This window comes from Burkholderia sp. Ac-20353, assembly GCF_017104785.1.
In the GTDB taxonomy this organism is placed as follows: domain Bacteria; phylum Pseudomonadota; class Gammaproteobacteria; order Burkholderiales; family Burkholderiaceae; genus Burkholderia.
The window spans coordinates 54,589-66,326 of the sequence record NZ_JAAGPL010000027.1 but is presented as its reverse complement, the minus strand read 5'-3'; the positions used below and the strand labels follow the sequence as shown (position 1 = coordinate 66,326).

11 protein-coding genes are annotated in these 11,738 nt (G+C 68.2%); 5 read left to right on the top strand and 6 right to left on the bottom strand.

The window, feature by feature from the left end; genetic code table 11:
* Window positions 1-1,113, top strand: a 1,113-nt coding sequence (locus G3N94_RS12000) for a PAS domain-containing sensor histidine kinase (protein WP_241021777.1), incomplete at its 5' end; no start/stop codon positions are given.
* Window positions 1,110-1,757: a response regulator transcription factor gene (locus G3N94_RS11995; RefSeq protein WP_124597363.1), complete on the top strand. Its 648-nt coding sequence runs from the start codon at window positions 1,110-1,112 to the stop codon at window positions 1,755-1,757. The genes G3N94_RS12000 and G3N94_RS11995, both read left to right, overlap by 4 nt.
* Before the next feature lie 85 nt (window positions 1,758-1,842).
* Here G3N94_RS11995 and G3N94_RS11990 read toward each other — a convergent pair whose 3' ends face one another.
* The gene (locus tag G3N94_RS11990; protein WP_205792601.1) at window positions 1,843-2,244 is read right to left on the bottom strand and encodes a lysozyme inhibitor LprI family protein; all 402 of its coding nucleotides are present in this window, start codon (window positions 2,242-2,244) and stop codon (window positions 1,843-1,845) included.
* 410 nt (window positions 2,245-2,654) lie between these two features.
* Here G3N94_RS11990 and G3N94_RS11985 point away from each other — a divergent pair, with 410 nt between their 5' ends.
* From G3N94_RS11985 to G3N94_RS11975, 3 genes are all read left to right on the top strand, one after another.
* Window positions 2,655-3,257, top strand: coding sequence for a DUF1326 domain-containing protein (locus G3N94_RS11985; protein WP_205792600.1), 603 nt, complete (start codon window positions 2,655-2,657; stop codon window positions 3,255-3,257).
* A gap of 54 nt (window positions 3,258-3,311) precedes the next feature.
* Window positions 3,312-4,112 carry a DUF2182 domain-containing protein gene (locus G3N94_RS11980; protein WP_205792599.1) on the top strand — a complete coding sequence of 267 codons (801 nt, stop codon included), beginning with the start codon at window positions 3,312-3,314 and terminating at the stop codon, window positions 4,110-4,112.
* Window positions 4,113-4,203: 91 nt separating this feature from the next.
* Window positions 4,204-5,007, top strand: coding sequence for a DMT family transporter (locus tag G3N94_RS11975; protein ID WP_241021780.1), 804 nt, complete (start codon window positions 4,204-4,206; stop codon window positions 5,005-5,007).
* Window positions 5,008-5,255: 248 nt separating this feature from the next.
* Here the strand turns inward: G3N94_RS11975 and G3N94_RS11970 are convergent, their stop codons facing one another.
* The 5 genes from G3N94_RS11970 to G3N94_RS11950 form a co-directional block, all read right to left on the bottom strand.
* The gene (locus G3N94_RS11970) at window positions 5,256-5,582 is read right to left on the bottom strand and encodes a DUF4148 domain-containing protein (protein WP_205792597.1); all 327 of its coding nucleotides are present in this window, start codon (window positions 5,580-5,582) and stop codon (window positions 5,256-5,258) included.
* A gap of 221 nt (window positions 5,583-5,803) precedes the next feature.
* Complete coding sequence (locus G3N94_RS11965) at window positions 5,804-6,661, bottom strand: PilZ domain-containing protein (RefSeq protein ID WP_205792596.1); 858 nt, start codon at window positions 6,659-6,661, stop codon at window positions 5,804-5,806.
* Window positions 6,662-6,742: 81 nt separating this feature from the next.
* The gene (locus tag G3N94_RS11960) at window positions 6,743-9,325 is read right to left on the bottom strand and encodes a transglycosylase domain-containing protein (protein ID WP_346778688.1); all 2,583 of its coding nucleotides are present in this window, start codon (window positions 9,323-9,325) and stop codon (window positions 6,743-6,745) included.
* A 227-nt stretch (window positions 9,326-9,552) separates the two neighbouring features.
* Entirely contained in the window at window positions 9,553-10,560 is a 1,008-nt protein-coding gene (gene lhpH / locus G3N94_RS11955; RefSeq protein ID WP_205792594.1) for a trans-3-hydroxy-L-proline dehydratase, read from the bottom strand.
* 21 nt (window positions 10,561-10,581) lie between these two features.
* Window positions 10,582-11,703, bottom strand: coding sequence for a branched-chain amino acid ABC transporter substrate-binding protein (locus G3N94_RS11950; RefSeq protein ID WP_205792593.1), 1,122 nt, complete (start codon window positions 11,701-11,703; stop codon window positions 10,582-10,584).
* Window positions 11,704-11,738 lie beyond the last annotated feature (35 nt).

Sequence of the window (11,738 nt, the reverse complement as noted above, 5' to 3'; positions counted from 1 at the left end):
GAATGCGCGCGCAGCCGCGGCATTCTCAACGAAGCGCGGATGATGGGCATCATCCGCTCGTCGATGGAGGCCATCATCACGATCGACGAACAGCAGACGGTCGTGATCTTCAATCCGATGGCCGAGCAGGTATTCGGCGTATCCGCGATGGAAGCGATCGGCGCGCCGCTGTCGCGCTTCATCCCCGAGCGGTTCCGCGCCGCGCATGCGAAGCACGTCGACCAGTTCGGCGTGACCGGCGTGTCGGAGCGTCAGATGGGCCGGCAGCGCGTGCTGTTCGGGCTGCGCGGCAACGGCGAGGAGTTCCCGATCGAGGCGTCGATCTCGCAGATCCGCGATGCGTCCGGCAAGCTCTACACGGTGATGCTGCGTGACATCACCGAACGCCTGCGCGCGGAAAACGCGCTCAAGCAGTCGCGCGAGGAGTTGCGCGAGCTGTCGGCGAACCTGCAGAACGTGCGCGAGGAGGAAAAGAGCCGCATCGCGCGCGAACTGCACGACGACCTCGGCCAGCAACTCACCGCGCTGAAAATGGACCTGTCGGTCGTCGAAAACCGGCTGCGCGCGGCCGACGGCACGGCGCCCGACAGCGACATGCTCACGCAACTGCAGGGCATGCGGCGGCTGATCGATGCGACGGTCGCATCGGTGCGGCGCATCGCAGCCGACCTGCGGCCCGTGATGCTCGACGATCTCGGCCTCGTGCCGGCGATCGAATGGCTCGCGAACGATTTCACGAACCGCTACGGCATCGACGTCGAGCGGCACATCGAAACGGGCGGCCTCACGTTCACGAGCGCCGGCGCGACGACGCTGTTCCGCATCGTCCAGGAAGCGCTGACCAACGTCGCGCGCCATGCGGACGCGACGCGGGTCGCGCTAACGCTCGACGTCGAGAGCGGCTTCTGCGTGCTGCGCCTGGCGGACAACGGCCGCGGCGCGGCGCCCGGCGGCCCGTCGCACGAGGACAAGTCATTCGGGCTGATCGGCATCCGCGAACGCGCGCACATGCTGGGCGGCACCGTGACGATCGACACCGCGCTCGCGCGCGGCTTCTCGCTCACCGTCGCACTCCCGCTGAACACGATCCAACAGGAAAACACATACACATGATCAAGGTGCTCATCGCCGACGACCATACGCTCGTGCGCGACGGGTTGCGGCACATCCTGCAGAACGCCAGCGGCTTCGAGGTCGCGGGAGAAGCCTGGGACGGCCCGACGACGATCGCGCTCGTGCGCTCGACCCCCGCGCAGGTGCTGGTGCTCGACCTGTCGATGCCGGGCCGCAACGGCGTCGAACTGATCAAGCAGATCAAGGACGAAAAGCCCGCGCTGCGCGTGCTGGTGCTGACGATGCATGCGGAACAGCAGTACGCGGTGCGCGCGTTCCGCGCGGGCGCGTCCGGCTACCTGACGAAGGAAAGCGCGAGCGCCGAGCTGGTCGGCGCGGTGACGAAGGTCGCGTCGGGCGGCGTCTACGTGAGCCTCGCGATGGCCGAGCAGTTCGCGCAGAGCCTGAACGAACCGGCGGAAACGCTGCCGCACCAGCGACTGTCAGACCGCGAATTCGACGTGTTCCGTCGCATCGCCGCGGGGCAGACGCTGACGGAGATCGCGCAGGCGCTGTGCGTGAGCGCGAAGACGGTCAGCACGTACAAGACGCGGATCCTCGAGAAGATGCAGATGCCGCACGAGGCCGCGCTCGTGCGCTACGCGATGCGCCACAAGCTGCTCGACGAAACGGACGACGTGTAACGGCGACGTCTGACGGCGACGCACGACGGGCCGCGCATCGCAGTGGGCGTGACGCGGGCGACCGCTGCCGCGTTACGCCGCCCACTCATTTCGCCGGCACCGGACAGGCGAGATCGCCGTCGTCGCACGACAGATAGCCCTGCAGCGTCTCGGTGCGCACTTTCGTCAGATCGTCGAGGCACGTCGAAATCACCATCGGATAGACGCTGCCGCCCGCCGCGCCGGCACTCGAGAAACCGCACTCGGCATCGCGGTACGCAATCCACGCGCGCTGCGCGGCAACGAGTTTCTCCGCCAGCGCACCGTTATCGTGCAGACGCGCGGTCACGGCCTGGTACGCGCGGTTCAGCTCCGTATCGGACTTCCGGTACGCGCGATCGGCACACGCCGTCATCGCCGCCTGGTCGGATGCATTCGCGCAGTTCGCCTGCGCATGGGCGTTCGCCGCCAGTGCCAACGAGCACAGCAGACCGGTCAAGACACGCATGGACGCTCCTTTTTATTCGTTGATGTCGTGGAACACGATGCCGGGCCAACCGCCCTGCCGCGCCTCGGCGCACGGCGCCGCGTCACGGGCCGGCGCGTTCACACGCGCATCGGCCGCATCAGTGCGGCGACATCGACCGCGATGCTAGCGCACGCGCGCACGCTTGTCAGCCCGGCACGCGCGCGCCCACCCCGGATCGGCTTGCATCGGCTTGCATATCGCCCGCCCGCGCCTACACTCCAAAAATCGATACTGATCCGGCTTCACGCTAGCGCATCCACCTCGCCCCCGCACTCGTCGCATTCCTCTGCGCATTCCGCGTTCACACCGTCGATCAGGCCTGACCGAGCGTCGGCCGGTTTCCGCTGCGTCGCGCATCGCGCGGTCGCTCTCGCAAAATGGAGGAAACCATGAGCTATCACCTGGAAGGCCGTCTGCTCGAGGTCTGCAACTGCCGCGTGCTGTGTCCGTGCTGGATCGGTGAAGATCCGGATTTCGGCACCTGCGACACGATCGTCGCCTGGCATATGGACAAGGGTGCCGTCGACGGCGTCGACGTGAGCGGCAACACGATCGCCGCCGTCTGCCACGTGCCGGGCAACATCCTCGAGGGCAACTGGACCGCCGCGATCTTCGTCAGCGACAACGCATCCGTCGAACAGGAGCGGGCGCTGCTGAAGGTCTACACCGGCGAGGCAGGCGGCCCGATTGCCGACCTCGTGAAGCTGATCGGCAAGGTCGTGTCGGTCGAGCGCGCGCCGATCCGGTTCGACGTCACCGGTGCGAAAGGCACGCTCGCGATCGGCACCGACTACCTCGCGGAGCTCGAACCCTACGTCGGCCCGTCGGGCGCGCCGACGACGCTGTCCGATACCGTGTTCTCGACCGTGCCTGGCGCGCCCGTCTTCGTCGGCAAGGCGCCTGTCTATCGTTCGAAGAACGCGGCGATCGGTATCGACGTCAACCTGACGAATCACAACGCGCTGCAGAGCACGTTCCTGTTCGACGCCTGAACGGCATCGCTCGCCGCGCGGCACACGCGTGTTCGCGCGGCGGCGGGAACGGCCATGGCCGCGCTGCAACATCGCCGCGTGTTTCCGCTCGTGTTCGCGAGCCTCGTCGCGCTCGCGTGGGCCGCTTTGTGGGCGTGGACGCGCAGCCCGTACGGACGCTACCTCGAACACGACGGCTGGACGCTGTCCGGGCCGATCGCGACGCTGTGCCATGCGCTGCCCGGCGCGACGCTGTGGCTGCCGGCCATGCTTTACGCGGCATCGTGGACGCTGATGATCCTCGCGATGATGCTGCCGACCACGCTGTCGCTGTTCAATGCGTTCGCGCGGGTCGTCGCGGACCGGCCCGATCGCGCGCGCCTGCTCGCGCTCGTCGGCCTCGGCTATGTCGCGGTCTGGAGCGCGTTCGGGCTGCTCGCGCACGGCCTGCATGCACTGCTGCTGACGGGCGTCGCTCATGTGCCGGCGCTCGCGTGGCGCGGCTGGCTGATCGGCGCGGCGGTGTTCGCGCTGGCCGGCGCGTTCCAGTTCAGCGCGCTGAAGACGCGCTGCCTCGATCGCTGCCGGACCCCGCTCAGCTTCGTGATCAGCCATTGGCGCGGCAGCGCGCCGCACCGGCACGCATTCGCGCTCGGCGGACGGCATGGGCTGTTCTGCGTCGGCTGCTGCTGGGCGCTGATGCTGCTGATGTTCGTCGTCGGCGCCGGCAGCCTCGGCTGGATGCTCGCGCTCGCGGCAGCGATGGCCGTCGAGAAGAATGCGGCGTGGGGGCGCCGGCTCACCGCGCCGCTCGGCTTCGCGCTGCTCGGCGGCGCGGCTCTGATCGCCGCCGGGCATCTCGCCGGACACCTGTGAGGCGGCCGTGCGCCCGCTCGCGACCTCGTCCGATCCCGCGCCGACGGGCACACAGCCAACCGCGCGCACCGTGTTGCTGACCTGCGTCGCGATGCTCGCGTTCGCGTCGAACTCGCTGCTTTGCCGCCTCGCGTTGCACGACGCACGGATCGATGCGGCGAGCTTCGGCAGCCTGCGCCTCGTGGCGGGCGCGCTGATGCTCGCGATCGTCGCACGCGCCGGTGCGCACCGGCCGCCGCCGCGCGCGGACTGGCTCGCCGCGACGATGCTGTTCGTGTACGTCGCGTGCTTCTCGTTCGCGTACCTGACGGTCAGCGCCGCGACCGGCGCGCTGATCCTGTTCGGCGCGGTCCAGCTGACGATGTTCGCGGCCGGCCTGCGCGCGGGCGAACGATTCGCGGCCGCCGGGTGGCTCGGCATGGGCGCCGCGGTCGCCGGGCTGCTGTACCTCGTGTCGCCTGGCGTGTCCGCGCCGACGCCGGCCGGCGTCGTGCTGATGTCGGCCGCCGGCATCGCGTGGGGCGTCTATTCGCTGCGCGGGCGCGGCCTCGCCGATCCGCTCGCGTCGACCGCCGCCAATTTCCTGCGTGCCGCGCCGATGGCGCTGATCCTGAGCGTCGCGCTCGCCGGGCAGTTTCATCTGACGACGCGCGGCGCGCTACTCGCGGTTGCGTCCGGCGCGCTGACTTCGGGACTCGGCTATGTGATCTGGTATGCGGCACTGAAGCACCTCACCGCGATGCGCGCGGCCGCCGTGCAGCTGTCGGTGCCGCCGATCGCCGCGTGCGGCGCCGTGCTGTTCCTCGCGGAGCAGCCGACCTGGCGGCTCGCGATCGCGTCGACCGCGATCCTCGGCGGAATTGCGCTCGTGCTCGCCGGGCGCGCGCGGGCATAGCGGAGAAAGCGTCGAAGCAGGTGCCTGATGCGCGGAGATGCGCGAAGTACGCGTGAGCTGGCGCGCTGGGTGCGCGGTTGATACGGCTGCGCGGCACGGCACGGCACGGCACGGCACGGCACGGCACGGCACGGCACGCCGGATTTTCTCCGAATTCGTCGGCAAACGCCCTTCAAAACAAAAGGCCCGCACATCGTGTGCGGGCCTTGCGTTCCGGGCGACACGCGCGCCCTACCGGGCGCCGGCGTTCACTGGCCGAAATAAACTGACGAGCGGTCGCGGGTTGCCGGCACGACCACGCGGTCACCGGCCTGCGACTTTGCCGCCGGGTTCGCGCCATAGCCCGTCGTGTCGGCTGCGCCGGTGTTCTGCGCGGCGGCGATCTTCGCCTGCGCGGCCTGGATGTTTTCCGGATAGTTGATCCAGTCGTTCGGGTTGTAGCCGGCCTTTTCGAGCTGGACCAGTTCGGCGCGCACTTGCGCGCGCGTCAGCGGCTGCTGGTTCGACTGCGCAAACGACACGACCGGGGCGGCCACCAGAGCGGCCAGTGCAACTGCTTTGATCAGTGACTTCATGATGTAGTACCTCCGAGATGTTTTTTTCAGGCGCTTCGGACCGTGAGTCTTTGCGCATGACCTGAAGTCTAGGAGGCCCGGCAATCAGGGTAAATACTTAAATCACGAATTCACTGTTGACGGAATTTATACAATACGTCGCGACCCCGTCTATTTGTCTGATTATTATCAGTGCCAGCATTGCGAATGGCGCCAGGAACACTTCGCGCACGCCGTGCGGCTCAGCGCACGCCGCCGACGTCCGCCCACGCCATCAGCCGGTCGAACAGCAGCGCCTTCAGGCGTACCGCATCGGCCGGCTCCATCTCGTCGTACGCGACGTGATGCAGCACGAAGCCCGGCGCCGCCGGATCCATGTGCACGTGGCGCACGGTGCCGGCGAGTGGCAGCAGCGCGACATTGCCGCCGACTTCATACGGCAGCCGGATCCGCAGCGGCTCCCCGGTCGCCGCGACCGGGTCGCACGTGGCGATCGACAGGCCGCTCAGGCTGATGTCGCGCACGATCCCGAAGCTGCCCACGCCGTCCTGCCCGCCACAGCAGCGGGCGGCAATCCGCGCCGGCACGCGCGGCTCGGCGCGCGTGCGCAGCCGTTCGACGAAACCGGGCGGCGACAGCACCATGAACGGCGTCGGCCCGCCGTGTACCGCTTCGACGGTCGCCGCGAACCGTACCACGGCCGCGCGGCCGATCGCGATCGCCTCGACGTCGTCGCCGCGCACGAACTCGAGCGCCGCCGCATGCTTCGGCTCGACGAACAGCGACTGGGTGGCACCGCGGCCGATCAGCCGGCAGCGCAGCATCGTCTGCGTCTCGCCGAGCCGCCGCCGGATGCCGATCGATGCGCCGGTCGTCAGGCCAATGCTGTTGCCTGACGGCGGCCGCGCCGGCGACGCGTGCTCGCCCTTCTTCGCGGGCCGGAAATGATCGAACAGGAAAGCATGCTGTGCCGGGTCGTGCAGCGTCGTGCCGGCCGGCAGCAGCGCGGTGCCGCCGATGTCGTAGAGATCGAATCCCAGCGGCGCGCCGGCCGCGAAATCGTCGCGCTCGAGCGCGACGTAATCGTATGAACTGCGCATCGGAAAGACGCGGTGCGGCCCGCGCGAGGCTGTCGTGATGACGGTATTACGGCAGCCTTGCGCAAAACCTGAACAGGCGGATCAGTAGACGCCGCTCGCACCGACGGGCGGCTGCACGTCGGGGGTGGCGGGAGCCGGAGCCGGCGACGCGGGGCTGGCGGGCGGTACGGCGGCAGGCACTGCGCCGTTGCCCGCATTTCCGCCGTTGCCACCGTTGCCACCATTGCCGCTGGTCGCGCCGCTTGCCGTATCGGTCGCGGCCGACTGCGACGCTCCGGCCGTGCTGCCGGCCGACAGCGCGGCGGCCGACGCGGCCACCTCGGACGCCGGCACCCATTCCTCGACGATGCCGCCCGAAGCCGCTTCCGGCGCCGACGCCGCCGATGCCTCGCCCGCTTCCGGCGCAACCGGCTGCGGCGCGCGCTGCACTTTCGCCGGCGCGGGCGGCGCGTTCGGCTCGTGCCTGAACCACGTGCCGAACCAGCCCGACAGCCGGTCCTGCATCGAACCGAACCAGCCCGGCGACGGCTCGGTGTCGAACTTCGCCTTCGCGTCGACGAGCCGCGCACGCAGCGCGCGCTGGAAAAAGTCGCCGACGATCGGCAGCGCACTGTGCGCGCCCTGCCCCCAGTAATCGCTGCGCAGCGTCACGCGGCCGTCGTCGAATCCGACCCACGCGCCCGCGACGAGATTCGGCTGCATCAGGATGAACCAGCCGTCCGCGTTGTCCTGCGTGGTGCCGGTCTTGCCCGCGACGTCGCCGCGAATGCCGAAGCGCGTGCGGATGCTCGTGCCGGTCCCGCGATTGACGACGTCGCGCATCACGTCGATCAGCGTCTTGTCGGTTTCCGTGTCGAGCGCGCGCTCGGGCGGCGCCGGCGCGAACTCGGCGAGCACGTCGCCGTTGCGGTTCTCGATGCGTGTCACCATCTGCGGTTCGAGATACAGCCCGCCGTTCGCGATCGTCGCGTACGACGTCACCATCTCCTTCAGCGTGACGGGGCTCGTGCCGAGTGCGAGCGACGGCACGCGTTCGAGCGTGCTGTCGCGCACGCCCATCGCGTATGCGAGCCGCGCGGGCTTCGCGGGTCCGATCTTCTCGATCACCTGCGCGGTGATCCGGTTGCGCGACAGCGCGATCGCGTCGCGCAGCGTCATCGGCTTGCCGGTCGGCGGCACGTCGTCGTTCGGCCGCCAGATCTCGCCGCCCTTCAGCGGAATCTCGACCAGCTGGTCGACGAACGTGTCGTCCGGCGTCATCCCGCTCGCGAACGCGGCGCCGTAGACGAACGGCTTGAACGTCGAGCCCGGCTGGCGGCGCGCCTGCGCAACATGGTCGAACGGCTCGTTCGTGAAGTCGCGGCTGCCGACCCACGCGCGGATCTGCCCCGTGCGCGGATCGATCGCGACGAAGCCGGCCTGCACGTCGGTCTTCGCCTTGCACAGCGCGCGCATGAAGCCGCGGTCGGCCGCGAGCGCCTTCATCGCGGCCGCGTCGTTCTTGCCCGCATCCTGCATCGCCTTGTATTCGGGCGCTTCGCGCATGAACGTGCGGAATACCTCGTTGTCGGTACCGCAGCCGTCGCGCCCGCTCCACGCGCCATTCGCGATGCCCTGCAGCTGGTTCGCCTGCTGCTTCAGCGCCTGCGTCGCCATCGCCTGCAGGCGCGAATCGATCGTCGTGCGGACGATCAGCCCGTCCGAATAGATGTTGTAGTCGTTGCGGTCGGCCCACGCGATCAGCCACTTGCGCAGTTGCTGCGCGAAATGCGGCGCCGGCCCCGGCGGCTCCTTCTGGCGCTCGAAGTCGACGCGCAGCGGGCGGCGCTTCAGTTGCTCGAACGCGGCCGGCGACAGCTTGCCGTACTTCACCATCTGGCCGAGCACCGTATTGCGCCGCGCCAGCGCGCGCTCGGGGTTCAGCACCGGGTTGTAGTAGCTGTTGCCCTTCAGCATCCCGACGAGCGTCGCGCTGTCGAGCACGTCGAGCTCGTCCGCCGACTTGTCGAAATAGGTGCGCGCGGCCATCTCGACGCCGTATGCGTTGTACAGGAACGGCACCGTGTTCAGGTAGGTCTCGAGGATCTGGTCCTTGCTGTAGACCGCCTCGATCTTCAGCGCGGTGATCGCTTCCTTCACCTTGCGCGTGAGCGTCGGTGCGCGGCCGATCTCGTCCGGATACAGGTTGCGCGCGAGCTGCTGCGTGATCGTCGAGCCGCCCTGGCGGCTGCCCGAGAACGTGTGCAGCGCGGCCCCCGCGGTACGGCGCCAGTCGAGCCCGTGGTGTTCGTAGAAGCGGTGATCCTCGGTCGCGATCAGCGCATCGATCATGTGGGGCGAGATCTGCTTGAGCGCGACCCACTCGCGATTCGACGGCTTGAAATCGGCGAGCAGCTTGCCGTCGGACGACAGCACCTGCGCGGGCTGGTCGACGCGCGCCTTGCGGATGTCGCCGATGCCCGGCGTAAACGGGATCAGCGCAAGCACGTACAGCACGAACAGCGCCGGTACGGCAGCGGCGGCGAGCAGCACGCCACGGCGCGTCGGATGACGCAGGTGGAACCAGACGACGGCGAGGAGACGCTTGACTGGCGCGGCGGCGGCGGCCGCGACGGGTTGGGCGCGCGCGACCCATCTGGCACAGAGGGCACGCACTGACGACACGTTTCGGCGATTCACGCGGGTGTGGGATCTGCTGGAAAGCGTGCATCGTACCAAATGTTGCGCGTCGCACCGGCACGCGGGCGCTGCGGCGCACGATCAGCTCCGGTTCGCGCGCCTGAAGCCCGATGAAGCCACGTGAAGCGATCGACGCAAAAAAGGCGCGCGTCCGGCATCCGGAAACGCGCGCCAACCTGGTACAACAACCGGATTACGGCGAATGCGCGCGTTCAGCGCACGAGAAAGCCGTAGGTTTGCGGATCGCGCTCGTCGATGATCCAGTTCGCGAAACCGCAGATGTATGCGCTGCCCTCCACTTCCGGAACCACTGCCGGAATCTCGCCGACGGTCGTCTCATGCAGCACGCGCCCCTTGAAGATCGTGCCGACGATCGACTCGTTGACGAGCGTGTCGCCGATCGCGAGCCGGCCGCGCTGGTAGAGCTGCGCAACGCGGCCACCCGTGCCCGAGCCGGTCGGCGAACGATCGACCTCGCGGTCCGCGAACACGCAGCAGTTGGCCTGCGTCGAGCCCGGATGGCGTGGCTCGTTCGCGATGATCGTGCCGTAGATATGGTTGATCTCCGGGATCTCGGGATGCACGACCGGATACTTCGCGTTCGCGGCGGCCTTCACCTCCGCGCCGAAGCGGATCAGCTGCTCGACCGCGGCCTCGCGCACGGGCAGGTCGAACGGCGCGCCGTCGACGTAGAAATAGAACGCGCCGCCATACGCGATATCGCCCGTCACAGTGCCGAACGACGGTGTGTCGACCGACACGTCGCGCATCCAGATGAACGACGGCACGTTGACGAAGCGCACCGGCCCCGCGTGCTCGCCGTCCCACTTGACGAACGCCTCGATGAAGCCGCACGGCGCGTCGATACCGACCCGCGTTTCCGGCACCGTGCGCTGCACCCAGCCGAGCTCGACCGCCGCGGTCGAGAGCGCGATCACGCCGTGTCCGCAATGGTCGCTGTAGCCCTCGTTGTGCAGGAAGATCACGCCGAAATCGGCAGTCGGCGACACGGGTTCGGTCAGGTAGCCGCCGTACATGTCCGCGTGGCCGCGCGGCTCGAACATCAGCGCGCGGCGGATGTCGTCCGCGTGCTCCTTCAGCCAGGCGCGGCGCTGGACGATCGTGTCGCCCGGCAGACGCGGCAGGCCGCTCGTGACGATACGGAATGCCTCGCCGCCGGTGTGGACTTCGACGGTGGACAGGGATCGGGTAAGTTTCATCGTTGGTTCGGAAGGGGTGAGTCAGTTGCCATACGGAACGGGCAGGCCATTGCGGATCACGTAGACGGCCGTCGGCGCGCCTTTCAGGTCGCCGGACGCGTCGAACGAATAGGTGCCCGCGATGCCTTTGTAGCCCGACTTCGCGAGCTGCGCGATCAGCTTCGCCTTGTCGGTCGTCGTGCCGGCCTTCACCATTGCGTCGGCGAGCAGCTTCGCGCCGTCGTAGTAGTTGACCGCATAGACCTGCGTGTCGGTGTGATACGCGTCGTGGTACTTTTTCAGGAATTCGCGCCCGGCCGCCGTCTTCTCGAGCGCGACGCCGCCTTGCGCGCAATAGACGATCGCCGCGGCTTCGCCCGCGACCTTGCCCATGTCGGCCGAGCAGATGCCGTCGCCGCCGAGCAGCTTCGCGCGCAGCCCGCGCTGCTTCATCTGTTTCGACATCGGCGCGCCCTGCGCCGCGTAGCCGCCGAAGAAGATCACGTCGGGGTTCTTCGACTTGATCGTCGTCAGGATGCCGAGGAAGTCGGTCGCCGACGAGCTCGTGTACTCACGGTCGACGATCTGGATGCCGTTCGCCTTCGCGACGTTCAGGAACTGCTCGGCAACACCCTGCCCGTAAGCGGTGCGGTCGTCGATGATCGCGGCCGTCTTCGCCTTCAGCGTCTTCGCGGCGAACACGGCCATCGTGCCACCGAGCTGCTCGTCGCTTGCGCCGATCCGGAAGATGTTCTTGAAACCCTGTTTCGTGAGCGCCGGGTTCGACGCGACCGGCAGGATCGGCACGCCTGCGTTGTTGTACACGTTCGATGCGGGGATCGCGACGCCCGAGTTGTACGGGCCGAGCACCGCGACGACCCCCTTGTCGACGAGGCTCTGCGCGACCTGCACGCCCACTTTCGGGTCGGCCTGGTCATCCTGGGAAACCAGTTTGAACGTCACGGTCTTGCCGGCGACCTTGATGTTCTGCTTGTTGAGTTCGTCGATCGCGAGGCGGGCGCCGTTTTCGTTGTCCTTGCCGTTCGCGGCTTGCGGGCCCGTGAGCGGCGCCGAATGCCCGATCATGACGACTTCCTGTGCTTGCGCGGAAGTCAGCGCGCCGACGGCCGCAGCCACGGCGAGCGCAGTGACGAGATTACGCATGATGTCTCCTGATTGGTTTTTAGTTAAACCAATGT